Genomic DNA, 26991 nt, shown 5'->3' with positions numbered 1-26991 from the left:
GCGGTGAGCCTCCCTTGCACGTTCACAGGTATAGCGATATCAGAGAAGCAATGCACATAAGGTGAACGGAAACTAATTCAGGGTAAAACGTTCTCCATACATGCTTAACCGAACGGTATTGCGCACGCGGCGGGCCTGAGGACAAAGGTAGATTATTCTGCCTGTAAACGAGACGGCGGCGCGGAGTGATAATGCGCGTCAGCCTCGGCAAAACGTTGCTGCATTGCGGTTGATGGCGCTTTACCCAACAGACTAAAGACGACAATACCGATGCTGCCGAAAATAAAGCCAGGGATGATTTCATACAGACCCAGCCAGGCAAACTGCTTCCAGACGATTACCGTCACCGCGCCGATGATCATCCCTGCCAGCGCGCCGTTGCGGGTCATGCGCGACCACATTACCGAGAACAGAACCACCGGACCAAACGCCGCGCCAAAGCCTGCCCAGGCGTAGCTTACCAGACCCAGTACACGGTTCTCCGGGTTGGCCGCCAGCGCGATGGACACCAGGGCCACAACCAGCACCATGATACGACCAATCCACACCAGCTCTTTCTGGCTGGCATTTTTACGCAGGAACGCTTTGTACAAATCTTCGGTGATTGCGCTGGAACACACCAGCAGTTGGCAACTTAAGGTCGACATCACCGCCGCGAGGATCGCAGACAGCAGAATACCGGCAATCCACGGGTTGAACAGGATTTGCGCCAGTTCAATAAACACACGCTCAGCGTTCTGGTTAACGGCACCTGCCAGCGACGGGTTGTTATTAAAGTAAGCGATACCGAAGAAACCAACGGCAACTGCGCCGCCCAGACACAGGATCATCCAGGTCATGCTAATACGACGTGCATGCACAATACTATGGTGAGAATCTGCCGCCATAAAGCGCGCCAGAATATGCGGCTGGCCAAAGTAGCCCAGGCCCCAGCCCATCAGAGAAATGATGGCAACAAAATTCAGCCCTTTGAACATGTCTACGTTCTCAATGCTCTTTTGTTTAATCACTTCCAGCGAATCATCGAATCCACCCACGCCGATAATGACCATGACCGGCGTCAGGATCAGAGCAAAGATCATCAGACTGGCCTGAACGGTATCAGTCCAGCTTACCGCCAGAAAACCACCGATAAAGGTATAAATGATCGTCGCAGCCGCCCCCGCCCACAGTGCTGTTTCGTAGCTCATGCCAAAGGTGCTTTCAAACAGACGCGCCCCTGCCACAATCCCTGAAGCACAATAGATGGTGAAAAACAGCAGAATAACCAGCGCGGAGATAATCCGCAGAATGCGGCTTTTATCTTCAAAGCGACCGGTAAAGTAATCCGGTAACGTCAGCGCATTGTTATTGTATTCGGTGTGTACGCGTAAACGTCCGGCCACCAGCTTCCAGTTGATCCATGCGCCCAAAATAAGGCCGATGGCGATCCAGCTTTCTGAAATCCCCGACAGGAAAATCGCGCCTGGCAGCCCCATCAGCAACCAGCCACTCATATCGGATGCGCCAGCGGATAACGCGGTCACGAATGGACCCAAACTGCGTCCACCAAGAATGTAATCGTCAAAGTTTTTGGTTGAACGCCATGCAATAAACCCTATCAATATCATGCCGAAAATATAGACACAGAATGTCACTAACATCGGTGTGCTAATAGCCATCAAAACTCTCCAAAATTATGTATCAGCAATGCCGTGGCTTGCCGTTTTATTACCCTGCCGGAACGTGGCAAAGATATCTATGTTTACCAGGCGACCGTATCCTGCCGGAAGCGATGGTCATTCACAATCGATTTAACACACCATTTACATCAAAATTGATCCAGAGTAGATAGCATTTTTCTGTAGGTTGCACTCTCTCACACTTTTCTTGGTTGCACCTTTGAAAAGTGTTAACTACCGCAGAGAAAAAGATTCCGTAATTTTTATTCGCCCTGTCACGAACACCAACTTTATTAACATTTCATTCATTTTCAAGCTTGCAAACCACGTCACATTTAACACGGTTGCACAAAGTTGCAACATAGTGGATATTTCTCGGTAACTATCAGACCCGTATTTCAGTACAACAGGAGTAAACGGCATGGGAACCACCACGATGGGGGTTAAGCTGGATGACGCCACTCGCGAGCGTATTAAAACAGCCGCATCACGAATCGATCGCACACCGCATTGGCTGATTAAACAAGCCATCTTTAATTATCTTGAAAGACTGGAAAATGACGATGCGCTTCCTGAACTGCCGGCACTGCTGGCAGGCGCGGCGAATGAGGGCGAGGAGTCAACCACGCCGCAGAATGAAACGCATCAGCCTTTCCTGGAATTTGCCGAACAAATTCTGCCGCAGTCCGTTTCCCGTGCGGCAATCACCGCCGCGTACCGCCGCGCCGAAACCGACGCCGTGCCGATGCTGATGGAGCAGGCACGTCTGCCGCAACCCATCGCCGAGCAGGCGCATAAGCTGGCGTACGATCTGGCCGACAAACTGCGTAACCAGAAGACCGCCAGCGGTCGCGCCGGAATGGTACAAGGTTTATTGCAGGAGTTCTCCCTTTCTTCGCAGGAAGGCGTGGCGCTGATGTGTCTGGCCGAAGCCCTGCTGCGTATTCCCGATAAGGCAACCCGCGATGCGTTGATCCGCGACAAAATCAGCAACGGTAACTGGCAGTCGCACATTGGGCGTAGCCCGTCTCTGTTCGTTAACGCGGCGACCTGGGGACTGTTGTTTACCGGTCGTCTGGTTTCTACGCATAACGAAGCCAGCCTCTCCCGCTCGCTCAACCGTATTATCGGCAAGAGCGGCGAACCTTTAGTGCGTAAAGGCGTCGACATGGCGATGCGCCTGATGGGCGAACAGTTCGTCACCGGAGAAACCATCGCCGAAGCGCTGGCTAACGCACGTAAACTGGAAGAAAAAGGTTTCCGCTATTCCTACGACATGCTGGGCGAAGCGGCGCTAACCGCCGCTGATGCTCAGGCTTATCTGGTTTCTTACCAGCAGGCGATCCACGCCATTGGTAAAGCGTCTAACGGACGCGGCATTTATGAAGGACCTGGCATTTCGATCAAGCTGTCGGCGCTGCACCCGCGCTATAGCCGCGCGCAATATGACCGTGTGATGGATGAACTCTATCCGCGCCTGAAATCGTTAACACTGCTGGCCCGTCAGTACGACATCGGTATTAATATCGACGCCGAAGAGGCTGACCGACTGGAGATCTCCCTCGATCTGTTGGAAAAACTGTGCTTCGAACCCGAACTGGCGGGCTGGAACGGTATCGGCTTTGTTATCCAGGCCTACCAGAAGCGCTGCCCATTTGTTATCGACTATCTGATCGATCTCGCCACCCGCAGTCGCCGCCGCCTGATGATCCGTCTGGTTAAGGGCGCATACTGGGATAGCGAAATCAAACGTGCGCAAATGGACGGCCTGGAAGGCTATCCGGTTTATACCCGTAAGGTGTATACCGACGTTTCCTATCTGGCCTGTGCGAAAAAACTGCTGGCCGTACCGAATCTGATCTACCCGCAGTTCGCCACCCATAACGCCCACACGCTGGCGGCGATTTATCAGTTAGCGGGGCAAAACTATTATCCTGGTCAGTATGAGTTCCAGTGCCTGCACGGTATGGGCGAACCCCTGTACGAGCAGGTCACGGGCAAAGTCGCGGATGGCAAACTGAACCGTCCATGCCGTATTTATGCACCGGTAGGTACACACGAAACCCTGCTGGCGTACCTGGTGCGTCGTCTGCTGGAAAACGGCGCCAACACCTCGTTCGTCAACCGCATTGCTGACACCACCTTGCCGCTGGACGAACTGGTTGCTGATCCGGTCGAAGCCGTGGAAAAACTGGCGCAACAGGAAGGCCAGACAGGTTTACCGCATCCGAAGATTCCCCTACCGCGCGACCTGTACGGTAAAGGCCGGGAAAACTCAGGCGGACTGGATTTGGCTAACGAACATCGTCTGGCCTCGCTGTCCTCTGCCCTGCTCAATAGCGCGCTGCAAAAATGGCATGCCAAACCGATTCTCGAGCAGCCGGTTGCTGACGGTGAAATGACGCCGGTCGTTAACCCGGCCGAGCCAAAAGACATTGTCGGCTACGTGCGTGAAGCGACTCACAGCGAAGTGGAACAGGCATTACAAAACGCCGTTAATAATGCGCCAATCTGGTTTGCGACGCCGCCACAAGAGCGCGCCGCTATTTTGCATCGCGCTGCCGTTCTGATGGAAGGCCAGATGCAGCAATTAATTGGCATTCTGGTACGCGAAGCGGGTAAAACCTTCAGCAACGCCATTGCAGAAGTGCGCGAAGCGGTAGACTTCTTGCACTATTATGCAGGCCAGGTACGCGATGACTTCGATAATGAAACCCATCGTCCGTTAGGCCCGGTAGTTTGTATCAGCCCGTGGAACTTCCCGCTGGCCATTTTCAGCGGACAGATTGCCGCCGCGCTGGCCGCAGGCAACAGCGTACTGGCAAAACCAGCGGAACAAACCCCACTGATTGCCGCCCAGGGTATCGCTATTTTACTCGAAGCGGGCGTACCGCCGGGCGTGGTACAACTGCTGCCAGGCCAGGGCGAAACCGTCGGGGCGCAGCTCACTTCCGATGAGCGTGTACGCGGCGTGATGTTTACCGGCTCGACGGAAGTCGCCACGCTGTTGCAACGCAATATTGCGACCCGCCTTGATGCTCAGGGCCGTCCAATCCCACTTATCGCCGAAACCGGTGGCATGAACGCGATGATCGTCGACTCCTCAGCGTTAACGGAACAGGTGGTGGTCGACGTGTTGGCTTCTGCTTTTGACAGTGCCGGACAGCGCTGCTCCGCGCTGCGCGTCCTGTGTCTGCAGGATGATATTGCCGACCACACGCTGAAAATGCTGCGCGGGGCGATGGCGGAATGCCGCATGGGTAATCCGGGTCGCCTGACTACCGATATTGGGCCGGTTATCGATGAAGAAGCCAAAGCCAATATTGAGCGCCATATTCAGGCCATGCGCGCCAAAGGACGTCCGGTATTCCAGGCCGTGCGTGAGAACAGTGACGATGCGCGGGAATGGCAAACCGGTACCTTTATCGCTCCGACGCTTATCGAGCTGGAAAGCTTCGATGAATTACAAAAAGAGGTGTTCGGTCCGGTACTGCATGTCGTGCGTTACACCCGTAACAATCTGGGCAGCCTGATTGAACAAATTAATGCCTCCGGCTACGGCCTGACGCTGGGCGTCCACACCCGTATCGATGAAACCATCGCTCAGGTCACGGGATCTGCACATGTGGGGAACCTGTACGTTAACCGTAATATGGTTGGCGCCGTCGTCGGGGTGCAGCCATTCGGTGGCGAAGGCTTGTCAGGAACCGGACCAAAAGCAGGTGGACCGCTGTACCTGTACCGCCTGCTGGCTAACCGCCCGGAGAATGCGCTGGGCATTACGCTTGCCCGTCAGGATGCAGACTATCCTGTCGATGCGCAGCTCAAAGCGGCTCTTGTTCAACCGCTGGAAGCACTCACCGAATGGGCCGCCGATCGTCCGTCGCTGCGTGCGCTTTGCCAGCAGTTTGGTGAACTGGCGCAGGCCGGAACGCAACGTCTGCTGCCAGGACCAACCGGCGAGCGCAATACCTGGACGCTGTTACCGCGCGAGCGCGTACTGTGTATCGCTGATGACGAGCAGGATGCGCTGGTGCAGGTTGCCGCTGTGACTTCGGTGGGAAGCTTGATCCTGTGGCCGGATGATGCGTTCCATCGTGAACTGGCAAAACGTCTGCCAGTTGCAGTCTCCGGGCGGATTCAGTTTGCCAAAGCGGACAACATCGCCACGCAGCCGTTTGATGCCGTGATTTTCCATGGCGATTCCGATCAGCTTCGCGCGCTGTGTGAAGCGGTGGCGGCCCGTGAAGGAGCGATTGTGTCGGTTCAGGGCTTTGCCCGCGGCGAAAGCAATATCCTGCTTGAAAGGCTGTATATTGAACGCTCCCTGAGCGTCAATACCGCCGCCGCCGGAGGCAACGCCAGCCTGATGACAATCGGCTAAGGTTGTGGTTAATTAAGGCTCCGGTAACGGGGCCTTTTTTATAAAGTCAGAGGGAAATATGAAACGAATTTTACTGACATGTGCAGCGCTGCTGCTGAGCGGCCAGGCGCTGGCAGATGACTGCGCCAACGCGAATAATCAAGCTGAAATGAACACCTGTGCGGCAGAGCAGTATAAAGCGGCCGACGCCAAACTTAATGAAACGTATCAGAATGCGCTGAAGCGCGCCGCCCCGACCCAGCGCGATTTACTGAAAAAAGCGCAAACTTCGTGGATAACCCTGCGCGATGCAGACTGTGCGTTAATCAGTTCCGGTACCGAAGGCGGAAGCGCCCAGGCGATGATTTCCAGCCAGTGTTTAACGGATAAGACCAACGAGCGCGAAGCGTTTCTCGCCTCGCTTTTACAGTGTGAAGAAGGCGATTTAAGCTGTCCGCTACCGCCTGCCAGCTAACGCACGCGGATCCCTTCGATAATCATCCGCTGTACGCTCTCAACGGTCTGGTTAAAAAAGGCTTCATCACGCAGCGTTGCGCCCGTTACCGCCTCTACCTGTGGGGCAAAGTCTGCATAATGCTGTGTTGAAGCCCAAATCATGAAAATCAGATGGTGCGGATCGACAGGAGCCAGTTTCCCACTGCTGACCCATCCGGCAATCAACGCCGATTTCTCATCAATCAGCGTTTTAAGATCGCCCGTTAATTCAGCCATCAACAATGGCGCGCCCGCCAGCATCTCCATGCAGAATAACCGGGAAGCCTGCGGGTAATCGCGCGACACTTCCAGCTTCAGGCGAATATATTCTTTAATGGCCACCAGCGGCGCAAAGTCTTCGCGAAACGCCTTTAGCGGTGCCAGCCAGATGTCGAGGATTTGCCGTAAAACGGCAATATAGAGCACCTCTTTTGACGGGTAATAATAGAGCAGATTCGTTTTTGACACCCCCGCCTGCTCTGCTACCTGTTCCAGACGCGTACCATGGATCCCATATTGGGAGAAGATATTTAATGCCGCGGTTAAAATAGCCTGACGTTTTGCACTGACGGCCTGCGAGCGTTTACCGTTTTTTTTCACTGCGCGTTGGACCATGCGCCCTCTCCTTCTTGTGAGGGCGTCAGCATACCAAATCACACGGTGAATGGTTAAATTAAAGCGATTCAGGAGGCGCCGCCTGCGGCTGCGCTTTTTTCTTCTTGAACTTCAGTTCGCTGACCAGCACGCCAACAATAATGAATGCTGCGCCTAACAAAGCCAGTAGCGGTAGGCGTTCACCCGCCAGACGACCAAAGATCCCCGCCCACACCGGCTCTCCGGTGTAGATGACCGTCGCCCGCGTCGGCGAAACGCTGCGCTGCGCCCAGTTCATGGTGACCTGAATAATCGCGCTAAAAATGCCTAAACCCAGCGCGACCACCAGCAATCCTGTCGACATCGGCGGTACAGACTCTCCTGCCGGGGCCATGGCAATAAACGCCGCCACAGAAGCGGTTGCCAGTTGCACCACCGTTACCCGACGCACATCTACTTTTCCCGCCCACGCGCTAATCAGAATAATTTCTGCCGCAATCGCCACCGCGCCCGCGAGCGTGATCCACTCACCTTCACCCAGCGCCAGTAAATTTCCCCCCGGTCCGGCAAGAAAAATCAACCCGATAAAGGCCAGTACAATCCCGACACACGGCATCAGGCCAGGCATACGCCCCAGGCACAGCCATTGCAACAGCGGCACCAGCGGTACGTACATCGCGGTAATAAACGCCGATTTACTGCTGGGAATAAACTGCAATCCCCAGGTTTGCAGGCTATAGCCCAGCGCTATCGCAATGCCAATTGCCACGCCAGCTTTAAACTCCAGCCAGGTCAGCTTATGCAGCGTTCGCCACGACAGAAGCGCAACGGCCAGCGCGGCAGTAGCAAAACGCACACCGACAAAGAAAAAGGGCCCGCTCAGAGTAACGGCATATTGCACCGCCAAAAACGTTCCACCCCAGAACATGGTGATCACAATGAGGATCGCCTCCTGAGGTTTAACCGAAAAGGAATAACGAGAAAGTAAAGACATGAGACACCCGATTAACAGAATGTCATTAGTCTGCGTTGCGTTTTGTTACAGTTCAACCTTGCTGACAAAAAAAACCGCCGGATGATCCCGGCGGCGGTGGCTTCGTGACGGCTAAGATGAAACACGAGACCGTCACGACATAACTAACAGGCAATGCAATAATTACGATTTATTGTTGCCGTGGCTATTTTTGCCCCCTTTCTTGCCTGCTTCTGAAGCGCGTTGCGGGTCATTCTTGAAGTTGCCCCCGCTGTGCTGGCCACCTTTTCGACCTGCTTCTGATGCTCTTTCGCGGTCTTCCGCAAAGTTACCGGAACCGCCTCGATGGTTTGCCATTACTGACCTCCGTCATTGATTAGACATCATATTGCATAGGTACTGAGGAGTGATACCTCAACGCAGCGTCTGGGCGAGGCCCTTGTTTTCACTGCGTGGAATTAAGCTTAGCGAAGACCGGCCTGTTGACCAGCAAACTGTAATATCCTGCAACAGGATCCGCTGCATGATCAAAATAATAACAAGAAGAAATCAATAAGCCTTTCTTATGACTAACAAATATCGCGCGGTTAAATATGTATCATTTTGCAACAAAAGAGGATGTTATAAAAATTGTTATAAATCAAAGAAGTGTTTGTGAAATTTGCACTCCTGACAGTACGTCATATCTTTATAGGTAGGTAGCGAATCGCTACGGACACGGTTAACTTGAGGAGTAGTGTAAAATGGCAAAAGTTCTGGTGCTTTATTATTCCATGTACGGACACATTGAAACTATGGCCCATGCAGTTGCAGAAGGCGCGAATAAGGTAGACGGCGCGGAAGTCATCATTAAGCGTGTACCGGAAACCATGCAGCCTGAGATTTTCCTCAAGGCGGGCGGTAAAACACAAAATGCACCAGTCGCCACCCCGCAAGAACTGGCTGATTACGACGCCATCATTTTTGGTACCCCCACACGCTTTGGCAATATGTCCGGCCAGATGCGTACTTTCCTTGACCAGACTGGCGGGCTGTGGGCTTCCGGCGCGCTGTACGGCAAACTCGCCAGCGTATTCAGCTCAACGGGGACTGGCGGCGGTCAGGAACAAACCATTACCTCAACCTGGACGACGCTTGCCCATCATGGGATGGTGATTGTGCCGATCGGCTACGCAGCGCAAGAGCTGTTTGATGTCTCACAGGTTCGCGGCGGTACGCCTTACGGCGCAACCACTATCGCCGGAGGCGACGGCTCCCGTCAGCCAAGTCAGGAAGAGTTGTCTATCGCCCGCTATCAGGGTGAATATGTCGCAGGTCTGGCAGTAAAACTCAACGGCTAATCTTCAACAGGAGGATTCGAATGCCAACTCAAGAAGCGAAAGCCCATCACGTCGGTGAATGGGCAAGTCTGCGCAATACATCGCCGGAAATAGCCGAAGCCATTTTTGAAGTCGCGCATTATGACGAGAAACTGGCGGAAAAAATTTGGGAAGAAGGTAGCGATGAGGTGCTCATCAAAGCCTTTGAGAAAACAGACAAAGATTCGCTCTTTTGGGGTGAACAGACTATCGAACGCAAAAACGTCTAGCGCTCTGACTCCCCCGCTCGCACGGGGGAGTTTTTCTTTTACTTCGCCGCCTCATTCAACACGCTATCGAACTTATCGATTGGGCAGAAGCCGTTCGCATCTACCGGACACCCTTTCAGCTCCAGCGTCACACGCTGCGCCGGGGATTTCAGCGTCAGGACATCCGCATTACGCAACTGCTGCGAGCTTTGATAGACATATTCGATTTTCATCAGATCACGATTCGCCTTGCTGTCATGCCAGCGCTGGAAGACAATCTTCCCGCCGATCGGCGTACGCTCGTTCTGGTCGTGAAGCTGATACGGTTTGAAATCCAGCGCGGTGAGCAGCGAAGCAATGTTTGAGTCATGCCCCACCAGCACGGTTATTTTCGGTGCTTTCATGCGTTCGGTGACCAGCGCATTATCAATATATTTCACCAGCGGTTTGGCGACGTTCTGCGCCACTTCCGGCGAGGTGAACAGGCTGTCCTGATAGCCATTTTTCAGCTTCGACAGCACCTTCCACTGTTGATCGGACTTAATTTCCCCCCAGGCGACCTGGTCCATCGGGAATCCTTCGTAATATTGCAGCGTGAAAGCATCGACCAGCGAGTTCCCCACCTTTAATGGTCCTGACACCCCCGGCTCCTGCTGGTATTTGGCGCTGAACGTATCTTTGGCGTCGGTCAGGGAACACTGCTGTTTTTCTTTGCAGGATGGCGAGTCTTTGTAGTCTGTCATTTGCTCAAGCAATTGATAGCTGTCGCTGAGCTGCATTTTGCTGCGCTCTTTTTCCATCGCCTGGACAGCCTGCTGGCTGAAGGCGGCAGAATCATCGGTGATCACCGGGTTAAAGGTGGGATCCATAGTGCCCATTTTTTCCTGATGATGAACTGGAACATCGCACCCCGGGAATGCGCCGGTGACAAAGAACTGCGCCGTAGCAACCGTACGCTGTAGGCTATTCGCATAGGTATAGACCGTGTCCGGAGCCGGACATTCGCCCGTTTTTACCATCCCTTGCTCTGCCAGCCACTCACGCATGTAGTGACCCATATAGACTTCCAGCACGCCGCCTTTGGTGGTGAGTTGCCCGCCAGGAACATCCCATTCCGGCCATTGTTTAGGTGTGGACTGCTCAAGAACGCTGCCGTTATTGGCTAAAGGTGCACGTAAGTTATGCCGACTCATCATCAATACTTGCTGAAGCTGGTAGCCTTCCGGCGCGGTCTGCGCGTACGCGGCGCCTGACACTAATACAGCCCCTGCCACGGCTGCGGCGATTAACGATTTATTCATCCCTACGACCTCTTGTTGTTATCAATCACAACAGAGTGTGACAGAAACAGGACATTTTTCCGGGAACGCTTTCGCAAAACAGGGCATCTACCGTGTTGTTTTAATACCGAACTCGCTATTGAGTTTACGGATCCCTGGTGGGGTAAAGGTGACATGGCGACTACCGGTCTGCGTTTTAATCCACTTTTGTTCGGTAAACCAACGTAACAGCGTTGCGCCAAGCACGCCGCCAGGATGGTAACGTCGCTCACTCCAGTCCAGACAACCGCAGGCTAATTTCCGCCGTGACGAGCCGGTAAAGAGGACGATCCCCATTTCCGTCAGTTTTTCCTGCCCGAGTTCAGTTAGCGTTTCACCATCCGGCGTTAACCACTGACGGGAAACGAACGTGTCAAACAGTCTCACCGCCACTTCTCCGGCGAGATGGTCGTAGCAGGTGCGGGCATGCCGCAAACTTAGGGGCGTGGTGATTTTTCGAGGGGGAGATGTCGCCCACGCCACCCCCATCAGTCGTTCCAGCAGTTCAGCAATCTCCGCGCTTGCGAGGCGAAAATAACGATGCCTTCCCTGAGCGAGCGCCACCACAAAATGTTGTTCGCACAAACGCGCCAGATGCGCGCTGGCGGTCGAAGCGGATACATCCGCTACGGCGCTAAGTTCGGTCGCGGTCCAGGCGCGGCCATCCATCAGCGCACACAGCATACGCGAGCGCGATTTATCGGCCATGACTGCCGCAGTGAGCGCCATGCGCGACTCCAGCTCGCCCTCTTCTTCCTTTAACATCACGGATGCCATAGTGACCTCGTTGGCGCTAAATATCTGAATTAACGATGCCATGAAAACGCGCTAAAGTCACCGAAGGGTCACGCCGCACGCACCATCATCTCTACACCCAGTCCAAGCAAACACAACAGAAAACAGCGTTTAAACACCAGCGGAGATATAACCCGTCGCACACGAGTCCCCATCCACTGACCAATCAGCGCAGGCACAATGGCCAACGCCGATAAGCTCAGCGACTGTGCGGGCAGCGCATTGTGCCACCACAGTCCGAGCGCCAGCGCCAGCGTTGAAAATGTGAAAGAGATCCCCAGCGCCTGCACCAGTTCATCTTTCTCAAAACCCAGGGATTGGATCCAGGGCACCGCAGGCATCACAAATACGCCGGTTCCGCCGGTCAGCAAGCCGGTAACGAATCCAACAACAAGGGAGTATGGTTTTTCACGGTGCGCGGCCACCGCGATCGTCTTACCCGCCAACGTCCAGATGGCGTAAGCCACCAGCGCTACGCCGAGCGCAAACTGGGTACGGGCCGTGTCGCCGCCGGTAATCCAGGCGCTGGCAAGCAGGGTCGCTACCACTACCGTCAACAGCATAGGCCACAGCCGTTTGAGTAATCTGCGTGTATTACCACCGCCGCCAAACTGGAACAAATTACTTATAAGCGAGGGTAAGAGCAGCATTGCCGCCGCGGCAACCGGCGAAATAAGCGATCCGAGGATCCCCATCGCCACGGTGGGTAACCCCATACCGGTGACCCCTTTCACCATGCCGGCGAGGACAAATGTGGCGGCAATCATCATTACCAGAGAAGGTCCAAACGCTACAGAACTCGTCATATTGCACTTTCCTGCAAAGAGAAGGTGACTCATTCTGAACATCAATCACTCTGCTTGCTTCGCCAGACAACGAAATATGTCCTCCCGTTTTAGCGGCGGCAGCATAAAAAAATGCCGGGTTTCCCCGGCACGAATATCAGAACGTTTTCGCCCACCACAACCGAAGCTTCATGCCCCAGTAGCTGGTCCAGCCGCTGGTTGTAGACACCACCCGGCCTTGCGACATTACCACCAGCGTGGGCGTGACGCTGATTGCCCAACTGCGGGAAATTGCCCCGTTTGCATCATTGATGACCGGAAAGTCCACGCCTTTTCGCGACAGCCAGCGGGATACCTCAGCTTCATTACCGGAGCGTAGCGCAATGGTCATCACGTTTTCCCCTTGCGAACGCAGCCTGGCGACTTCCGGCGTCGTGAAGCGACACACGCCGCACCAGCTGGCCCAGAAATAGAGCAATACTGGCTCGTGTTGACTCAGCGCCGCCAGCGTGACGGTTTCACCATCCAGCGTTTGTAAAGGTGTGCTGTCAAAAGAGGCAGGGAGCTGCGGGGCACGCCAGGCATCCATCAGCAACATCACACCGGCCAACAACGCCAGTAAGATCAGCCCTTCGCGCAGCCAGCGGCGCAGTTTACTGACCATTGGCTGCCGCCAGTTTTTCTTTTACGACGTCCTCAAGCGTTTCCCATGGTACTGCGCCCGGAATGAGTTCATCGCCAATAATCGTTGCAGGAGTACCTTGCACCCCGACCAGTCGCGCCAGTTGCAGATTCGTACTCAGGGTTTCAGCGCTTTGCGCGTCCAGCGTCACCGGAGTGGCACCCGCTTTTTCCTGGGCCTGCTTGATACTCACGTCAGTATGATAGCCCTTCTTCTGCATCAGCTTTTCATGCAGCGCCAGAAACTGTTGCGGATGCTGATGCCAGGTGGTCAGCACGGTCCGCGCCGCCAGTTCCGAACTTTTCCCTTTAAATGGCAGCGGTTTAATGACCACCGCCACGTCAGGGTATTTCTGCACAATTTTCTCCAGCATCGGATCGAGCTGTTTGCAGTATGGACAGTTGTAATCGGTAAAGTTTATCAGCGTCAGTTTCGCCTGCTTTGCACCAATTCGTGGGCTGTTGGGATCGTTAAACAGGGCTTCCTGAATAAGCGCTTCGATTTGTTTTTCCTGCTCCGGGGTAAATGGCGCAGGCTCTTTCGCCACGCTGACGGCGGAAAACAGGCTTAACAACAGAACAATCATCATCTTCATGGGGTGACTCCTTTAGCATCATTCAACATTTGCAGTACCGCATCGCGGGTTAACAACGTTGGCAACGCCTGACCTTCCGGCAGACCGGGGCCATAAATTTGGTTATACGGCACAGCAACCTGGCCGCGTTTTTTCAAAAATTCGGTGATGGCTTCAGAAGGGAGCGTCCAGTCGCCGCGCAGCGCCACAACATCCGGCTGCTGCAGCGCGGCCTGGACGTCATCTTTATGCAAGACGTTGTATTTATTTACCTTACAGGTAATACACCAGTCCGCCGTGACGTCAATAAACACACGCTTGTGTTGCGCCAGCGCCTCTTCAATCGCCTGCTCGCTAAGTGGCTGCCAGTTCACGCTCTCTTTAGCGCTACTTTGCCCTGCCAGCCCTAAATGCGGGAGCAGCAATGTCGCCAGCCAGATAGCCGAACCCAGCATCATCACGCCGAGCAGACGCCGCAGGATATTCATCCAGCGCCCCGGTCGCGGCAGGCGCAGCGCCAGACCGGGACGCAGGGCCACCAGCAGCCACGGCAGGCTCATCCCCAGACCTAGCGCGATAAACAGTCCCCACAGCGTCGGCAATGAGGCCGTCAGCGCCACCGCCACCGCCGTGCCCAGAAACGGGGCGCTGCATGGCGTGGCGAGCAGGGTCGCAAATGCGCCTTGCCAGAAATGTCCCGCCAGGCCGTTGCCGCCATGAGTCGCCAGCGTGGTGGTCATCGCTGAAGGCAAGCGGAACTCAAACCACCCGAACAGGCTGGCGCTGAACGTCAGCATCACCAGTACCATGACACCGATGAACCACGGATTCTGGAACTGGATCCCCCAGCCAAGCGCCTGATTGGTTAACCGCAGTACCGTCATCAATAGCGCCAGCGCCATAAAGGAGACCAGTATTCCGGCTACCGATGCGAGGAATTGACGGCGAATCTGGCGGCGGCTTTTTTCCTCAACCAGTAAAATCGAACCCAGCTTCATACCCAGCACCGGTAACACGCAGGGCATCAGGTTGAGAATCAACCCGCCCAGTAACGCCATTAGCGCCACCTGCCACAGCGGAAGCGAAGCGTTATCGATGGCTGGCGCTTCGCCAATAGCAAGACGGCTTTCCTGCGCCACGCCATTATCAGCCAAAACCAGCGTGACCGACTTACCGCGCAGATCCGGCGCGCCTTCCCCCCAGCCATCATGGACAGGTACCGTGGCGCGTAGCGTTTCCCCGTCAACCTGGATTTGCGGCATACCAAAATCCGCATCATCTACGGTATCCAGATACAGCCCAGGCGCAGTCCAGCCTCCGGCGCGCTGCGCCTCAACGACCAGTTCTCCAGCGCGCGCCCCGGCATGAAGAGAATCAGTCAGGCCACTGGCGAGCGGGATCTGCCCCATCGCCTGAGCATAGTCATGCGCAAAAGTCGGATCCTCGGCGGTGGGCGTCACGGAAAAAGAAAAATCCGTCAACAGGCAAACGTTGCTACAGGTGGATAGTGTCAACACGCCGCTAAGCGTGGCGGGCGATCTGCCGCGCACCATCATCGGGAACGTCACCCGATCGTGATACCCCTGGGTGGTGATATTGGCGACCTCAAAACGCGCAGGGGTTGGCCAGAACCAGTCGACCGTCGGCATTTCGCCCTTCCAGGCGATAGACGGCGCAACGCCCCCCTCCCCCGGCGAACGCCAGTAGGTTTTCCAGCCATCTTCCAGTTTAACATCCAGCAGCAGACGGGTTTCACCGGCGGCTGAGGTATCGGCGCGTAATCGCACGCTGGCGTGATCGTTATCGGGTGAACGTAGCCAGCCGGGGTCAGCCGCCCAGGATACGGGCAGCCAGAGTAATAACAGACAGAGCAGCGCCTGCCTGAAAACAGTCATCATAGTTTTTCTCCGTGAATAATTATCTAACAGTCAGCAACGGCTGTTCTGTCATTCACGGAAGACGCAAAATCGGAGATGTACCCTGAGAGTGGGCGGCGAGATGGCTCGCGGTGGGAAAAAAGGTAAACGAAACGCCCGCACTGGCGCCAGTAGCGACAGCAGCAGACACAGCGCCAGAATAATGCCCTCAAACAGTACCGGCGGCGCAGCCAGTAACGACTTCGCGCTCAGTTCACAAGGGGTAACCGGGGCAGCCTCATCAGGTTGCGCTTGTTCGCTTGTGACAACGCTGGTGGCAACGGTGTTCATCTGCAACGCGTGCAGGCCCGCCATGCGTTGCGCGGTGCAAACCATCACCACAACACATGCCAGACAGAGGAACCACCATCCCAGCCGTTGACGTTTCGCCATTCTACCCTCACTGATTGATGCGGGTTATCTTAACCACTCGCCAGGTTTTAGCAACCTTTGCGCTGTAAAGTTATGTCCTGTTATTTGAAGGTCATACACGCCCTCGCGCAATAAAAACACTATATGTGAAATGATTATTCATCATATTTTCAGCATTACTTATTACAATATAACATTGCGGATTAAATACCCCCTTAAAATGTTACGCCAGTTATTATTCATTATTTATAAAGGGTACCCGATAATATTTAACACCAGCAGAAAAAAGACACTTCGAATGTACTGCCATGTATTGATGCGTAAATGAAAGTAAGGTTCAGCACATTTTCAATGTGAGTATCGTATTATAGCGTAACGTAATGGACACCCGTTCATTTCAAGAACAACATGTTTAATAAATGTTATTTAGAGTATATGGAAATGAAAAAATATTTATTACCCCTGATTGGATTACTTTTCACAGTTAGCGCTCAGGCGGCAACATTTACCGACGGCAAAGAATTTATTTCACTGGAAAAACCCGTCGCTACAGCACCGGCGGCGCTGAAGTTTTTCTCGTTTTACTGCCCTTCATGCTATCAATATGATGAAGTGTTTAAAGTGACTGATAACGTGAAAAAAGTTCTGCCTGCTGATGTCAAACTCACCGAGTATCACGTCGATTTTTTAGGCCCTTTGGGGCAAGACATGACGCATGCCTGGTCCGTCGCCATCCTCCTGAACGTGGAGGACAAAGTGAAACCATTGCTTTTTGATGCCGTGCAGAAAAAACAAACGATTAAGACAGCAGACGATATTCGTAACGTATTTATCAACGCCGGCGTCAGCGCCAGCGATTATGATGCTGCGTGGAATAGCTTTGCCGTGAAATCACTCACCGCCAAACAACAGGAAATGGCTAAAGCTGTGGATTTAAAAGGTGTACCTGCCATTTTTATTAACGGTAAATATATGATCAATCCGAAGGGACTGAAATCAGATGACCTTAATTCTTTCGTACAGAACTATGCAGACACGGTCCGCTTCCTGATGACCAAATCCTGATATTTCGCTAATCCGACTATTCGCACCACACAACAGACGCCACCACCTTGCAACGCGCTGTTGGTGGTGCGACGCCAGCATCGTTTATACCGATATCCTTTCTTCCCGGTTGGCATTCGCCGTTATCAGGATTACCCTAAACTTAGCGGTGACACCTTTTGTCAGGGTTCACCTTCTGCAAGTGTTGATTTACACGAGAGAACGCTATGGAATTAAAGGATTATTACGCCATTATGGGCGTGAAACCGACAGACGATCTCAAGACAATCAAGACCGCCTATCGTCGACTCGCCCGTAAATACCATCCTGATGTCAGCAAAGAGCCTGACGCAGAGGCCCGGTTCAAAGAGGTCGCTGAAGCCTGGGAAGTACTGAGTGATGAACAGCGACGCACCGAGTACGACCAGTTGTGGCAGCACCGCAACGACCCTCAGTTCAACCGTCAATTCCAGCAAGGAGAGAATCAAAACTACAGCGCCGAAGATTTCGACGATATTTTCTCCTCCATTTTTGGTCAGCATGCACACCACACGCGACAGCGCCATGCCAGCCGCGGACACGATATTGAAATTGAAGTTGCCGTATTCCTTGAAGAAACGCTCACTGAGCACAGCCGCACTATCAGTTACAACCTGCCGGTTTACAATGCCTTCGGCATGGTTGAACGGGAAATTCCCAAAACGCTCAACGTGAAAATCCCGGCAGGCGTGGGCAACGGTCAGCGTATCCGTTTGAAAGGCCAGGGTACCCCTGGTGAAAACGGAGGGCCGAATGGTGATTTGTGGTTGGTGATTCATATCGCACCGCACCCACTGTTTGATATCGTCAATCAGGATCTGGAAGTTGTCGTTCCCGTAGCACCGTGGGAAGCTGCTTTGGGCGCGAAAGTGACCGTACCTACGCTGAAAGAAAGCATCCTGTTAACCATCCCTGCGGGCAGTCAGGCCGGGCAGCGGTTACGCATTAAAGGCAAAGGTCTGGTGAGTAAAAAACATACCGGCGATTTGTACGCGGTGATCAAAATCGTGATGCCGCCGAAACCTGACGACAACACAGCCACCCTGTGGCAACAGCTGGCAGATGCACAAAAGACCTTTGATCCGCGCAAAGAGTGGGGGAAAGCATAATGGCTAACGTCACTGTCACCTTTAGCATTACCGAATTTTGTCTGTACACCGGTGTATCAGAAGAGGAACTGCATGAGATTGTCGGCTTAGGGGTGATTGAACCCCATGAAGACGAGACCTTTGACGATCATGCCCTGACCGTAATGCGACGCGCAATGCGCCTGCGCCAGGAGCTGGAGCTTGACTGGCCGGGAATCGCCGTTGCGCTGACATTGTTAGAAGAGAACGCGCAGTTGCGTCAGGAAAACCGTGTGTTGCGCCAACGCCTGTCTCGCTTTATCGCGTATTCATGATAAGACCCGGTTGACCGGGACTGCCTGAAATAGCTATCGCCGCAGGTCACAAACCACATCGGATAGTAGACGTTGACCCAGAATGCATGGCGGTTCCTGATTGCACCAGGAACCGCCATCTGTTACTGCTGTTTTGTTTCTTGCAGATCCTTACGCAATTTCTTCACGTCGTCTGCCGTTACCGCTGGCGCGTTGTTACCCCAACTGCTGCGCACAAAGGTCAGCAGTGAGGCCACCTGTTTGTCATCCAGACGCCAGGCGAAATCCGGCATGGTTAGCCCGGTGGGCGCATCCTGCGTGACCGCCATTTGCCCTCCCCGCAGCACCACGCTGATTAACGATGACGGATCGTCGCTCAGCACCGCGGAGTTATGCGCCAGCGCCGGGAAGGTTTTCGCATATCCCTGACCATCAATACGGTGACAGGCCGAACAGTTATCCATATATTCCTGCGCGCCGGGTTTACTCATGTCGCCCTTAATCAGCGCCAGTGACGTTTCAGTATCGGCTTTTGGCGCCACGGCCTGCGGATCGGAAGATTTCAGCGACTTCAGATACACGGCCACCGCGGCAAGATCGTCATCGCTCAGATGCTGAGTACTGTGCGCCACTACGTCAGTCATGGAACCAAATGCCGCGCTGTTATCGGTGCGACCGGTCTTCAGGAATTCGGTAATTTCCTGCGCCGACCAGCGACCCAGCCCGCTTTTCACGTTTCCGGTGAGATCTGGTGCATGCCAGCCCTCCAGCGTACCGCCGGTCAGATAAGCAGCCCCATTCTGATCCAGTGCTTTTTCCTGAAAACCGATCCCGCGCGGCGTATGACAGGTTCCGCAGTGCGCCAGCCCCTGCACCAGATAAGCGCCACGATTCCACTGCGCGCTCTGAGCACCATCCGGCATAAAGACCGCATCATCATGAAATATTCCATTCCAGATGGACAACGGCCAGCGCATACTTAGCGGCCAGGGAATATCGCTATCGCGATTCTGCTGTTTTACCGCGGGCACCTGCTGCATAAAAAAGTCATACAGGATATGCATGTCCCGATCGGTAATTTTGGCATAGGAGGTATACGGCATAGCGGGATAGAGATTGCGCCCATCCTTCGCCACCCCTTCACGTACCGCTTTGACAAAATCTTCGTAGCGATAGTTACCGATGCCGGTCTCTTTATCCGGCGTAATATTGGTTGAGTAGACCGCTCCGATTGGCGTACTCATTTTAAGGCCGCCAGCGTAAGCCTTGCCGCCCGCAGCGGTATGACAGGCGACGCAATCGCCAGCCGCCGCCAGCTGTTCTCCCTGGCTAAAACTCTGGCTGGTGGTTCCGGCCTGAACGGCGGAGGCCAGTAAAGCCAGCGGCAGTACCGGGAGCAACGCTTTCCATTGAATCGTCATGTTAATCCCTCCCTTATGCCTGAACCAACGGACCTGGGTTTGCCAGATACTGTGTACGAATCGCATGCGCGGCAAACAGCGCCGTCGCGCCAACGATCCCCGTCGGGTTATAGGCCAGGTTTTGCGGGAAGCAACAGGCCCCCAGGACAAAGACGTTGGGCACATCCCAGCTCTGCATGTATTTATTCACCACGCTCGTTTTAGGGTTATCACCCATGAGTGCGCCGCCGGTGGTATGGGTCGACTGATAGGGACGCACGTCATAATGCGCATCCATCTTTTTGAAGCCCATTTCATAATGTGGAGGGTTGATTTTCTTAACGATCTGTTCCGCTTTCGTACCGATAAAATGCGTCATTTTCAGCTCATTCGGCTGCCAGTCGAAGGTCATACGCAACAGCGGCTGCCCATGCAGATCTTTATAGGTTGGATCGAGATCCAGATAGCACTGTTTGTAGGGCATCACCGAACCGGATGACCCTACGTTCATCGTGTGCAGGTAGCTCTCTTTAATGGCTTTCTTCCAGCCGCTGCCCCACTTCGGCGCATCTTTTGGCGTAGACATCTGCTGGATTGGGCGTCCACCTGTGATGGTGGCGGAAATTGTCGCGCCACCGACAAATCCCAGTTTGCTGTGATCAAAGTTCTCAGCATTAAAATCATCTATAAACATTCCGGTAGTCCCGGTCGCGGCAAACGGATTAAAATCATGATCCTCATTAAAAAACAATGAGATGCCGCCATTCATCTGGTAGGCATAATTGCGCCCGACCACGCCTTCTCCGGTTACCGGATCATAAGGCTTACCGATTTTCGATAGCAGCAGTAGCCGCACGTTGTGCAATTGGAAAGCGCTCAACACAACCAGGCTGGCCGGTTGCTCCACCTCTTGTCCATTGGCGTCAATATAGGTGACCCCTGTCGCCTTCTTCCCCGTCGAGTCGGTGTTAACCCGCAATACCTGAGATTCAGTACGCAGCTCGAAGTTGTTATATTGCTTCAGCGCAGGCAACACGCAGGATTGCGGAGAGGCTTTAGAGTAGTTAAAGCAGCCAAAACGTTCGCAAAATCCACAGTAGTTACACACGCCGAGCTGGACGCCATAAGGGTTGGTAAACGGTTCGCTACAGTTGGCAGCCGGAACCGGAAACGGGTGGTACCCCAGCTCTTTAGCCGCCTTGCTGAACAGTATTCCAGAGTATTGTTGTTTCAGCGCTTTCGTCGGATAGGGGTTCCGCCGTTCAGCCTCGAAGGGGTTACCACCTTCCATAATCTGGCCTTGCACATTGCCCGCCTGTCCGGCGGTACCGCAAATTTTCTCGTACTTATCGAAGAATGGCTCCATCTCCTGATACGTAAACGGATAGTCCTGCACCGTCATATCTGCCGGAATAAAATCTGCGCCATATTTTTCGATGACCGTACTGCGCATCTTGAGATCGGCTTCCAGCGGGCGCCAGAGCATCCCGTTCCAGTGCACGCCAGCGCCGCCAACACCGTCTCCCGGCAGGAAGGAACCAAATCGACGATACGGTAAGGCGATATCTGACTGCGTATGGCGCACGGTTACCGTCTCTTTCGACGCATTCTGGAACAGCTTCAGCCGTATACCGTAGGTAAGTTCATCCGCGATACGCGGATAGGCAAAATCAGGATATGTGTCGCGCGCTTCACCGCGCTCAAGCGCCAGAATCTTCAGCCCGCTCTCCGCGAGTTCCATCGCCATTAGCGAACCGGTCCAGCCAAAGCCCACGATAACCACATCTACAGGTTCTTTTTTAATTGTCATGGTTATACGCTCCTCTTCCCTGAAATGCTTACCGGTCCCAGTGGATACGGCTTACCAGGGTTATCCATCACCTGCTGATAGTCAGCACGCGCCCCCGGGAATCCGATCAGTTTCCACGATGCCATTGTCTTATTGCCTCCGTGCAGCGGATCGGCCAGGTATCCCTCTTTGGTGTTTTCCAGCATCTGAGTGAAGAAGATTTTCCCCGGCACGTTTTCAAAAGTCAGCGTTCCGCTTTCCAGTTGGCGCAGAACCTCTTCCTGCTGGGGATGGGTCAGTTCGGCAAAGTGTTTCTGCTGCTTCTCCAGGCACCACTGATTCACGGCCTTTATGCCACGGCGCCAGGTTTCGCGAGGAACCAAATGAGACTGATAGCCAAGCTCCGGAACGGCGTCAGCAAAGGGCCCCTGCATATACCACAGATGCCCGTAGCCATAAGGCAACTCCATCTGTTTATCAATAAATACCGGTACGCCCTCGCTCACCGCCCCGGGGCCGTACTCATCTGCGGGGATCAGTCGATCGACCGCCGCCAGGACAAACATCCACTCATCGTTATTAAAAAAACGCGGAACATACTGGGCTGATACGCCTTCAGAAGATGCGGATGCTGCGGAGGTGCTCAGGGTAACCAGACTGCCGCCCATGGCAGTCAGAGGGATAATTGCCAACGTTTGCTGTAAAAAACGCCGCCTCGAGGGAACGCCCTCATTTTCGTTATTGCTCATAAAACATTCCTGTATTTGCTTTATTAATAAGTCAAATCAATCAACAGTTATCTGGCTAATAATTCCCATGTTTATCAATTAAAGTAAAAATAATCGCCTTATTTTGTTAACGCAAGGATAGGAAATGTTGCTTTTTATGAGAAAAACAGAGGGTTACTGGTAACAAAATGGAGATAGTATAATTTAATATGTTGATTTAAAGAGGGAAATGCATTCATCAAATCAATTTAACCCAGCAGAAAGGATGCTAAAGATTATCCAGATAAAATTGATATAGATCAGTTCAGAAGAATAGACAGGGCTACCAATGCAATAGGTAGCCCAAGTTGTCCGGAAAGCTACCGCTTGTATGACCGCTGATGAGGTGTTGATGTAATATGCACCCAGAATTTCGGCAACCCCTTTTCATGTTTGGCGGAAGCGTAGAGATTCGAACTCTAGAACCCTTTCGGGTCGCCGGTTTTCAAGACCGGTGCCTTCAACCGCTCGGCCACGCTTCCAATGAGGCGCACTATAAACATCCCGAACGGACCTGTAAAGTACCAATGTGTTCGTTTGCCTGAAAAACAGCCAAAATAGTGTTAATCGACTGAAATAAAAACAAATTGGCCATTTATTCAGCACAAATAGCGGCTACCACGCTTAATGTTTTTTGATGTACATATCTTTGGTGTAGTAATTTCCGCGGTTATCCGGCGCAAATCCTCCTACCCACGGCTTCACCAGATGAGTGCGAACATAGTGATAAATCGGAATAGCAGGTACATCCTCACCTAACAGATCTTCAGCCTGCTGGTAGTCTTTACCTCGCTCTTCCAGTGAACTTGCTTTCGCTGCATTATGCATCGCTTCATCAAAGGCGGGGCTACTGTACCCGGTGGTATTCTCACTGTCCCCGGTGCGGAAAATATTGAGGAAACTAGAGGCATCGTCATAGTCGGCTATCCACGCATAGCGCACAATGTCAAAATTACCGGTGTGCATAGTATCCAGCATGGTTTTCCATTCCTGATTTTGCAGCTTCACCTCAACGCCAAGATTTTTCTTCCACATTGACGATGCGGCAATCGCAATACGCTGGTGCGTTTCGAAGGTGTTGTAGAGCAGATTTAAGCTCAGCGGATGGTCAGGACCATACCCGGCCTCCGTGAGCAGTTTTTTAGCTTCAGCAATGCGTTTGTCGAGTGGCCACGACGCATACTCTGGCGCATGCAGTTGTACCCCACCTATTTCAGGCTGGCTGATAACCCACGCCGCACGTTGCCCCTGGCCCATCACCTTTTGCGCAATGATGTCTTTATCCAACGCCATATTCAGCGCCCGACGCACGCGCGGGTCATTAAAGGGCGCTCTGGTCGTATTGAACTGATAGTAATAGGTTGAAAGCTGAGGCGAGACATGGAGTTCATCGCCCATGGTCTTTTTCAACTGTGCAAACTGATTGACCGGTACGCTATACACAATGTCAATCTCACCCGCCTTATAGCGGTTCACGTCAGCAGACTCTGAACTAATGGGCAGGTAAGTGACTTTATTAATGACCGTGTGCCGATCGTCCCAGTAATGCGGGTTACGCTCGGCAACGATGCGCTCATTGACCACCCACTGCGATAATTTGTACGCTCCGCTGCTGACAATATGCTCTGGGCGGGTCCACTTATCGCCAAAACGGCCAATCAGCACTTTATCGAGCGGGACCAACGACGGGTGCGCCAGCATCGCCAAAAATGCCGCTGTCGGTTGCGTTAAGGTAATTTCCAGCGTGGTATCATCCAGGGCCTTGACCCCTAGCGTAGCGGGATCTTTGTTACCCTGAGCAATATCGACCGCGTTCGCCACGTGCATATTGCCCAGATACGAGGCATATGGTGAAGCCGTTTGCGGCGAGACCAGGCGCTGCCAGCTCCAGACGACATCCTGTGCGGTGATAGCCGATCCATCCGACCAGGTTATGCCCGGACGTAAATGAAAGGTCCAGACGGTGTTACCTTTATTCTCCCAGGAGGCGGCAAGACGGGGTTCAATAGACCCATCCGGCTTAACCGCTACCAGTCCGTCGAACATATCGCTGATTAAATTAAACTCCACGTTGCTTTCGACTTTATGCGGATCCAACGACGCCGGTTCGCTGCCGTTGTTTCTGACCAGTTCCTGTTTTTCTGCAAGTACTGTTCCTGCCGGAACATTTGCAGCCCTCGCCGCGCCGTTTACCGACATCAAACAGACAGTCAACAGCGTAAATGTAAATCTCTTCGTTTTATCTTGAGTCATTCCCTTTACCTTATTGCTCTGTTTATGATGACACCGCTGTCACTGTCAGAGAGAAACGGGAATTACGCAATATTTTTCAGTAACCTGGCCGATATCTAACAGGCATTTTTACACATACAGTGCTAACATCTGATTCGGGAGCTTTTGCTGAAATAATATGCTTAAGCCTGGCGGGTTAAACTGCGTAAAGATGGGTAAAACCGCTGTGTCATTCCCCTTGATTTCATTATCCTTCATCATTAATTACATCTGTCATAAGAGAGTGACTCATGGATCGTATTATTAGTTCTTCGCGCGATCGTACATCGCTACTCAGCACACATAAGGTGCTGCGTAACACCTATTTCCTGCTCAGCCTGACGCTGGCGTTTTCGGCGATCACCGCGACCGCCAGTACGGTGCTGATGCTGCCTTCTCCGGGACTGATCCTGACGCTGGTGGGTATGTATGGTCTGATGTTCCTGACCTATAAAACGGCGGATAAACCCGTTGGTATTCTGTCAGCTTTCGCTTTTACCGGCTTCCTGGGCTACATTCTGGGGCCAATTCTGAATACCTACCTGTCTGCAGGTATGGGTGACGTTATCGGCATGGCGCTGGGTGGTACGGCGCTGGTCTTCTTCAGTTGCTCTGCGTATGTGCTGACCACACGGAAAGATATGTCCTTCCTCGGCGGGATGCTGATGGCAGGTATCGTGGTTGTGCTGATCGGTATGGTTGCGAATATCTTCCTGCAACTGCCGGCACTGCATCTGGCGATCAGCGCGGTGTTTATTCTGATTTCTTCAGGCGCAATCCTGTTTGAAACCAGCAATATCATCCGTGGCGGTGAAACCAACTACATCCGCGCCACTGTTAGCCTGTACGTTTCGCTGTACAATATCTTCGTCAGCCTGCTGAGCATTCTGGGCTTCGCCAGCCGCGATTAAGCAGCATCACTGATACGAAAAAAGAGAATGCCAATGGCATTCTCTTTTTTTATACCTTATTCACTCCGGCAGATATAGGTAGGATAACGCCGGTCCTGAATCAGCCACACGGCGGGTGAAAGTTCAGAAATCGTCAGGTAGTAGCGAGCGGTCGGCCAGGCGAAGCTTCCCCACTGGGCATCGGGGGTATTGTCATTGTGTCGACGCCAGGTTTTGGTGTAACTCAATACAATGACGTTGTCATCGTCCCGCCGCTCCCACGTAAAGTCTACATCCCTGTCAATAATCAAATTTTGCCCCCCAGCTCTTGCCGCACCTTTGTAGGTGGTCAAGCCTGTACCGTCCCGATGAAAATAGAACTGGGCAATGGTATTGACCTTCACTTCACTTGTTTTTCCCTCATTGCGCGTAAAGTTAAATTCAGTGCTGCAGGCCAGCACATCACTTTTGCCGACCGCGCCGCAATAGTAAAACAGCGCCAGCGCGCCGCCAACCACAGCACCGCCCAATCCAAAAAGAAGCCTTATTTTCATTTTTCGGCCCCACTTTTATAGCGAATAGTCTTGCACAGGCTGGTTTTACTGACCGGGCAGGCACCAATGAACATTTCATCGGCAGTGGCGAGCGAAAAACGAGCGCTGAAATAATAAATATCGTACTCCTCGCGCTCACAAGCCACGTTATTGGCCTCCAGTCGCTCGGCTAATTTCGAGAGCACTAACGGTCGTCCATGATCGTTGATAATCCAGACACTACAACGTGCGATTTTTTCCTCGACCGGCTTTAATTTCGCCGGAACGGTTATCTCCTGCGGGCGGCTAAGGTAAATGCCCGCCCCCAACGCTGCGACGATCAATGTCGCTATAATCAACCACCTTTTCAGGTAAGTGCGCCGGGGCTGTATGTCTGGTTGCATGGAAGGGGATTGCGGCTCAGCGGTTTGAATGTTCTCATCAGGCTGAAAAATCACATCGGCATCAAAACGGAATCCATAGCGCGGGACAGTGACAATAAATTCGTGCCCCTCTCCCAGAGACTGGAAGCTTTTACGCAGTTCGCTTACCGCTTTATTAAGATTATTTCCGGATGGCGTAAAGCCAAACTCTTCCCATACGCGAGTGATCAATTCCTCCCGGCTCAGGTCGCGTCCTCGGTGTTTAATAAATTCCTGTAAAAGACGAACGGCTGGCGCCGAAAGTGTTAATACAGTCTCAGGTTGTCCAACAAGGCTTATTGCATGTGCTTCAGGATCAAATAACAACGAATTATTGCATATAAAAAACATCTTTTATT

General features: G+C 53.1%; 25 protein-coding genes and 1 tRNA gene. 8 read left to right on the top strand and 18 right to left on the bottom strand.

Going from position 1 to position 26991, the window contains the following annotated elements:
- Nucleotides 1–152: 152 nt before the first annotated feature.
- Nucleotides 153–1661, bottom strand: coding sequence for a sodium/proline symporter PutP (gene putP / locus FDW97_RS00560; protein ID WP_038639556.1), 1509 nt, complete (start codon nucleotides 1659–1661; stop codon nucleotides 153–155).
- 421 nt (nucleotides 1662–2082) lie between these two features.
- On the opposite strand from putP, the gene putA reads away from it, so the two are divergent.
- Both putA and FDW97_RS00550 read left to right on the top strand, forming a co-directional pair.
- The gene (gene putA / locus FDW97_RS00555; RefSeq protein ID WP_085048550.1) at nucleotides 2083–6045 is read left to right on the top strand and encodes a trifunctional transcriptional regulator/proline dehydrogenase/L-glutamate gamma-semialdehyde dehydrogenase; all 3963 of its coding nucleotides are present in this window, start codon (nucleotides 2083–2085) and stop codon (nucleotides 6043–6045) included.
- Between the two features lie 58 nt (nucleotides 6046–6103).
- Nucleotides 6104–6499, top strand: coding sequence for a lysozyme inhibitor LprI family protein (locus tag FDW97_RS00550; RefSeq protein WP_137350484.1), 396 nt, complete (start codon nucleotides 6104–6106; stop codon nucleotides 6497–6499).
- Here FDW97_RS00550 and rutR read toward each other — a convergent pair.
- The 3 genes from rutR to FDW97_RS00535 all read right to left on the bottom strand — a co-directional run bounded on the left by rutR (nucleotide 6496) and on the right by FDW97_RS00535 (nucleotide 8443).
- Entirely contained in the window at nucleotides 6496–7134 is a 639-nt protein-coding gene (gene rutR, locus FDW97_RS00545) for an HTH-type transcriptional regulator RutR (RefSeq protein ID WP_137350483.1), read from the bottom strand. The genes FDW97_RS00550 and rutR overlap by 4 nt on opposite strands.
- 58 nt (nucleotides 7135–7192) lie before the next feature.
- Complete coding sequence (locus FDW97_RS00540) at nucleotides 7193–8107, bottom strand: DMT family transporter (RefSeq protein WP_069323288.1); 915 nt, start codon at nucleotides 8105–8107, stop codon at nucleotides 7193–7195.
- A gap of 162 nt (nucleotides 8108–8269) precedes the next feature.
- Nucleotides 8270–8443 carry a general stress protein gene (locus tag FDW97_RS00535; RefSeq protein ID WP_003036022.1) on the bottom strand — a complete coding sequence of 58 codons (174 nt, stop codon included), beginning with the start codon at nucleotides 8441–8443 and terminating at the stop codon, nucleotides 8270–8272.
- A 386-nt stretch (nucleotides 8444–8829) separates the two neighbouring features.
- Between FDW97_RS00535 and wrbA the strand changes: the two genes are divergently transcribed.
- Complete coding sequence (gene wrbA, locus FDW97_RS00530) at nucleotides 8830–9426, top strand: NAD(P)H:quinone oxidoreductase (protein WP_003036019.1); 597 nt, start codon at nucleotides 8830–8832, stop codon at nucleotides 9424–9426.
- A 20-nt stretch (nucleotides 9427–9446) separates the two neighbouring features.
- On the top strand, nucleotides 9447–9674 hold the full coding sequence (locus FDW97_RS00525; RefSeq protein ID WP_038639537.1) for a YccJ family protein: 228 nt from the start codon (nucleotides 9447–9449) through the stop codon (nucleotides 9672–9674).
- A 38-nt stretch (nucleotides 9675–9712) separates the two neighbouring features.
- On the opposite strand, the gene agp is transcribed toward FDW97_RS00525, so the two are convergent.
- The 7 genes from agp to FDW97_RS00490 all read right to left on the bottom strand — a co-directional run bounded on the left by agp (nucleotide 9713) and on the right by FDW97_RS00490 (nucleotide 16117).
- Complete coding sequence (agp, locus tag FDW97_RS00520) at nucleotides 9713–10954, bottom strand: bifunctional glucose-1-phosphatase/inositol phosphatase (protein ID WP_038639533.1); 1242 nt, start codon at nucleotides 10952–10954, stop codon at nucleotides 9713–9715.
- Between the two features lie 87 nt (nucleotides 10955–11041).
- Complete coding sequence (locus tag FDW97_RS00515; protein WP_137347915.1) at nucleotides 11042–11749, bottom strand: helix-turn-helix transcriptional regulator; 708 nt, start codon at nucleotides 11747–11749, stop codon at nucleotides 11042–11044.
- Between the two features lie 68 nt (nucleotides 11750–11817).
- Entirely contained in the window at nucleotides 11818–12573 is a 756-nt protein-coding gene (locus FDW97_RS00510; protein ID WP_087857509.1) for a sulfite exporter TauE/SafE family protein, read from the bottom strand.
- A 136-nt stretch (nucleotides 12574–12709) separates the two neighbouring features.
- Nucleotides 12710–13216: a protein disulfide oxidoreductase gene (locus FDW97_RS00505; RefSeq protein ID WP_085048556.1), complete on the bottom strand. Its 507-nt coding sequence runs from the start codon at nucleotides 13214–13216 to the stop codon at nucleotides 12710–12712.
- Entirely contained in the window at nucleotides 13206–13829 is a 624-nt protein-coding gene (locus tag FDW97_RS00500; protein WP_069323285.1) for a DsbA family protein, read from the bottom strand. The genes FDW97_RS00505 and FDW97_RS00500 overlap by 11 nt, the downstream gene beginning before the upstream one ends.
- Complete coding sequence (locus FDW97_RS00495) at nucleotides 13826–15706, bottom strand: protein-disulfide reductase DsbD (RefSeq protein ID WP_137350482.1); 1881 nt, start codon at nucleotides 15704–15706, stop codon at nucleotides 13826–13828. The genes FDW97_RS00500 and FDW97_RS00495 overlap by 4 nt, the downstream gene beginning before the upstream one ends.
- Nucleotides 15707–15754: 48 nt before the next feature.
- Complete coding sequence (locus FDW97_RS00490) at nucleotides 15755–16117, bottom strand: hypothetical protein (protein ID WP_038639515.1); 363 nt, start codon at nucleotides 16115–16117, stop codon at nucleotides 15755–15757.
- Between the two features lie 420 nt (nucleotides 16118–16537).
- Here FDW97_RS00490 and dsbA point away from each other — a divergent pair, with 420 nt between their 5' ends.
- The 3 genes from dsbA to cbpM all read left to right on the top strand — a co-directional run bounded on the left by dsbA (nucleotide 16538) and on the right by cbpM (nucleotide 18581).
- On the top strand, nucleotides 16538–17161 hold the full coding sequence (gene dsbA / locus FDW97_RS00485; protein ID WP_110498837.1) for a thiol:disulfide interchange protein DsbA: 624 nt from the start codon (nucleotides 16538–16540) through the stop codon (nucleotides 17159–17161).
- A 206-nt stretch (nucleotides 17162–17367) separates the two neighbouring features.
- Complete coding sequence (gene cbpA / locus FDW97_RS00480; RefSeq protein ID WP_137350481.1) at nucleotides 17368–18288, top strand: curved DNA-binding protein; 921 nt, start codon at nucleotides 17368–17370, stop codon at nucleotides 18286–18288.
- A complete protein-coding gene (gene cbpM, locus FDW97_RS00475; protein ID WP_085048560.1) occupies nucleotides 18288–18581 on the top strand; it encodes a chaperone modulator CbpM in 294 nt (97 codons plus the stop codon). Before cbpA ends, cbpM begins: the two co-directional genes overlap by 1 nt.
- Nucleotides 18582–18703: 122 nt before the next feature.
- On the opposite strand, the gene FDW97_RS00470 is transcribed toward cbpM, so the two are convergent.
- The 5 genes from FDW97_RS00470 to FDW97_RS00450 all read right to left on the bottom strand — a co-directional run bounded on the left by FDW97_RS00470 (nucleotide 18704) and on the right by FDW97_RS00450 (nucleotide 24769).
- Nucleotides 18704–19981 (bottom strand): cytochrome c, encoded by a 1278-nt coding sequence (locus FDW97_RS00470; RefSeq protein ID WP_137350480.1) that lies wholly within the window; start codon nucleotides 19979–19981, stop codon nucleotides 18704–18706.
- A 13-nt stretch (nucleotides 19982–19994) separates the two neighbouring features.
- Entirely contained in the window at nucleotides 19995–21770 is a 1776-nt protein-coding gene (locus tag FDW97_RS00465; protein ID WP_137350479.1) for a GMC family oxidoreductase, read from the bottom strand.
- Between the two features lie 2 nt (nucleotides 21771–21772).
- A complete protein-coding gene (locus FDW97_RS00460) occupies nucleotides 21773–22498 on the bottom strand; it encodes a gluconate 2-dehydrogenase subunit 3 family protein (RefSeq protein WP_137350478.1) in 726 nt (241 codons plus the stop codon).
- A gap of 412 nt (nucleotides 22499–22910) precedes the next feature.
- Nucleotides 22911–22998 (bottom strand) — tRNA-Ser (locus tag FDW97_RS00455).
- 142 nt (nucleotides 22999–23140) lie between these two features.
- Nucleotides 23141–24769, bottom strand: coding sequence for an ABC transporter substrate-binding protein (locus tag FDW97_RS00450; protein WP_137350477.1), 1629 nt, complete (start codon nucleotides 24767–24769; stop codon nucleotides 23141–23143).
- A 269-nt stretch (nucleotides 24770–25038) separates the two neighbouring features.
- Here FDW97_RS00450 and yccA point away from each other — a divergent pair, with 269 nt between their 5' ends.
- Nucleotides 25039–25698, top strand: coding sequence for an FtsH protease modulator YccA (gene yccA / locus FDW97_RS00445; RefSeq protein WP_003035917.1), 660 nt, complete (start codon nucleotides 25039–25041; stop codon nucleotides 25696–25698).
- A gap of 56 nt (nucleotides 25699–25754) precedes the next feature.
- Here yccA and FDW97_RS00440 read toward each other — a convergent pair whose 3' ends face one another.
- Together FDW97_RS00440 and FDW97_RS00435 are read right to left on the bottom strand one after the other, a co-directional pair.
- Nucleotides 25755–26231 carry a hypothetical protein gene (locus tag FDW97_RS00440; RefSeq protein ID WP_038639481.1) on the bottom strand — a complete coding sequence of 159 codons (477 nt, stop codon included), beginning with the start codon at nucleotides 26229–26231 and terminating at the stop codon, nucleotides 25755–25757.
- The gene (locus FDW97_RS00435) at nucleotides 26228–26983 is read right to left on the bottom strand and encodes a winged helix-turn-helix domain-containing protein (protein ID WP_069323276.1); all 756 of its coding nucleotides are present in this window, start codon (nucleotides 26981–26983) and stop codon (nucleotides 26228–26230) included. The genes FDW97_RS00440 and FDW97_RS00435 overlap by 4 nt, the downstream gene beginning before the upstream one ends.
- Nucleotides 26984–26991: the final 8 nt, after the last annotated feature.

It is taken from the genome of Citrobacter sp. wls708, assembly GCF_005281255.1.
GTDB lineage: Bacteria > Pseudomonadota > Gammaproteobacteria > Enterobacterales > Enterobacteriaceae > Citrobacter > Citrobacter werkmanii.
The sequence above is the reverse complement of the archived record's forward strand: the minus strand, read 5'-3'. Positions and strand labels throughout refer to the sequence as shown.

Coding starts and splice junctions, on each gene's coding strand:
- putP (WP_038639556.1), bottom strand. CDS start 1,661: ATGGCTATTAGCACACCGATGTTAGTGACATTCTGTGTCTATATTTTC.
- putA (WP_085048550.1), top strand. CDS start 2,083: ATGGGAACCACCACGATGGGGGTTAAGCTGGATGACGCCACTCGCGAG.
- FDW97_RS00550 (WP_137350484.1), top strand. CDS start 6,104: ATGAAACGAATTTTACTGACATGTGCAGCGCTGCTGCTGAGCGGCCAG.
- rutR (WP_137350483.1), bottom strand. CDS start 7,134: ATGGTCCAACGCGCAGTGAAAAAAAACGGTAAACGCTCGCAGGCCGTC.
- FDW97_RS00540 (WP_069323288.1), bottom strand. CDS start 8,107: ATGTCTTTACTTTCTCGTTATTCCTTTTCGGTTAAACCTCAGGAGGCG.
- FDW97_RS00535 (WP_003036022.1), bottom strand. CDS start 8,443: ATGGCAAACCATCGAGGCGGTTCCGGTAACTTTGCGGAAGACCGCGAA.
- wrbA (WP_003036019.1), top strand. CDS start 8,830: ATGGCAAAAGTTCTGGTGCTTTATTATTCCATGTACGGACACATTGAA.
- FDW97_RS00525 (WP_038639537.1), top strand. CDS start 9,447: ATGCCAACTCAAGAAGCGAAAGCCCATCACGTCGGTGAATGGGCAAGT.
- agp (WP_038639533.1), bottom strand. CDS start 10,954: ATGAATAAATCGTTAATCGCCGCAGCCGTGGCAGGGGCTGTATTAGTG.
- FDW97_RS00515 (WP_137347915.1), bottom strand. CDS start 11,749: ATGGCATCCGTGATGTTAAAGGAAGAAGAGGGCGAGCTGGAGTCGCGC.
- FDW97_RS00510 (WP_087857509.1), bottom strand. CDS start 12,573: ATGACGAGTTCTGTAGCGTTTGGACCTTCTCTGGTAATGATGATTGCC.
- FDW97_RS00505 (WP_085048556.1), bottom strand. CDS start 13,216: ATGGTCAGTAAACTGCGCCGCTGGCTGCGCGAAGGGCTGATCTTACTG.
- FDW97_RS00500 (WP_069323285.1), bottom strand. CDS start 13,829: ATGAAGATGATGATTGTTCTGTTGTTAAGCCTGTTTTCCGCCGTCAGC.
- FDW97_RS00495 (WP_137350482.1), bottom strand. CDS start 15,706: ATGATGACTGTTTTCAGGCAGGCGCTGCTCTGTCTGTTATTACTCTGG.
- FDW97_RS00490 (WP_038639515.1), bottom strand. CDS start 16,117: ATGGCGAAACGTCAACGGCTGGGATGGTGGTTCCTCTGTCTGGCATGT.
- dsbA (WP_110498837.1), top strand. CDS start 16,538: ATGAAAAAATATTTATTACCCCTGATTGGATTACTTTTCACAGTTAGC.
- cbpA (WP_137350481.1), top strand. CDS start 17,368: ATGGAATTAAAGGATTATTACGCCATTATGGGCGTGAAACCGACAGAC.
- cbpM (WP_085048560.1), top strand. CDS start 18,288: ATGGCTAACGTCACTGTCACCTTTAGCATTACCGAATTTTGTCTGTAC.
- FDW97_RS00470 (WP_137350480.1), bottom strand. CDS start 19,981: ATGACGATTCAATGGAAAGCGTTGCTCCCGGTACTGCCGCTGGCTTTA.
- FDW97_RS00465 (WP_137350479.1), bottom strand. CDS start 21,770: ATGACAATTAAAAAAGAACCTGTAGATGTGGTTATCGTGGGCTTTGGC.
- FDW97_RS00460 (WP_137350478.1), bottom strand. CDS start 22,498: ATGAGCAATAACGAAAATGAGGGCGTTCCCTCGAGGCGGCGTTTTTTA.
- FDW97_RS00450 (WP_137350477.1), bottom strand. CDS start 24,769: ATGACTCAAGATAAAACGAAGAGATTTACATTTACGCTGTTGACTGTC.
- yccA (WP_003035917.1), top strand. CDS start 25,039: ATGGATCGTATTATTAGTTCTTCGCGCGATCGTACATCGCTACTCAGC.
- FDW97_RS00440 (WP_038639481.1), bottom strand. CDS start 26,231: ATGAAAATAAGGCTTCTTTTTGGATTGGGCGGTGCTGTGGTTGGCGGC.
- FDW97_RS00435 (WP_069323276.1), bottom strand. CDS start 26,983: ATGTTTTTTATATGCAATAATTCGTTGTTATTTGATCCTGAAGCACAT.